The following is a 1,028-nucleotide window of genomic DNA, read 5'->3' on the forward strand; positions in this document are numbered from 1 at the left end:
CGGTTTCGGGCGACCGCGTCGGGCAGTGACCGGCCAATGCGCGTTGTTCGACGCTCCGCCATCTGGTTCCGGCCGCATCCCTAAGCGGTCGCTCACGGATCGGCGCCGGCCAAATCAAAGCAGATGGCCCTCCGCGATTTCCGGGGGCGAGATCACCGCAAGCGGATCTGACAAATTCACTCACTCGGCACTGGGAAAACGCCGCCGACGCGACAGGCGTCGCTTATCGTGGCTATGCGACAGACCATCTGCGGATAGCGAAGGGATTGAGCAGGCGAGTGCAGCACGGCGAGTTCGCCGGCTCCCCGTCCCGACTCTGCTACAAGCATTCCTGCGCTTGCTCAGGTAACGCGCACGAACTCTCCTTCGGCGAAGAACCACGCCGACATCGTCCGTGCTAGTTCGAGCACGACCTCCGCGTCGGTCCGGCCGGAGGACGCGCGCACGTGGAACGAATGATCTGCGTCGTCCACCACATGCAGCGTGGCGCGTGGCCCCAGCGTCTCGACGACGGACCTCAGCAGGTGAAGCTCGGCCAGCTTGTCGCGCGTGCCCTGGAGGAAGAGAATCGGCACCGTGACCTCCGCCAGGTGCCGTGCCCGCTCCACGCCGGGCGCGCCCGCCGGGTGCAGCGGGAACGCGACGAAAGCGAGGCCACGCACGCCGTCGAGCGGGGAGATGGCTTGGGCCTGGGACGTCATGCGGCCGCCGAACGACCTGCCGCCCGCGAAGAGCGGCAGGGCTGGCAGCCGCCGGCGGGCCTCTGCGACGGCTGCCTGCACGGCAGCATGTGCCACGGCCGGCGAGTCCACCCGCTTGGAGCCCCGCTCCATGTACGGAAACTGGTAGCGCAATGTGGCGACATTGGCCGCCGCAAGCGCGTCGGCCAATGACGACATGCCGGCGTGCTGCATGCCCGCCCCGGCACCGTGCGCGAAGACATATAGGGCTCGCGCGTCCTCCGGCACTCGGAGGAGCGCAGAGACCTTAGAGCCGTCGGGCAGTGCCAGGGAAAGCGATTCTGGGTC

1 protein-coding gene is annotated in these 1,028 nt (G+C 68.0%); it reads right to left on the reverse strand.

Annotated elements, in window-relative coordinates:
* Positions 1-341: 341 nt before the first annotated feature.
* Positions 342-1,028 (reverse strand): alpha/beta hydrolase family protein (locus BG61_RS38565; protein WP_051673114.1); only part of this gene is annotated, 687 nt, incomplete at its 5' end.

Source organism: Caballeronia glathei, from assembly GCF_000698595.1.
Taxonomy (GTDB): Bacteria; Pseudomonadota; Gammaproteobacteria; order Burkholderiales; family Burkholderiaceae; genus Caballeronia; species Caballeronia glathei.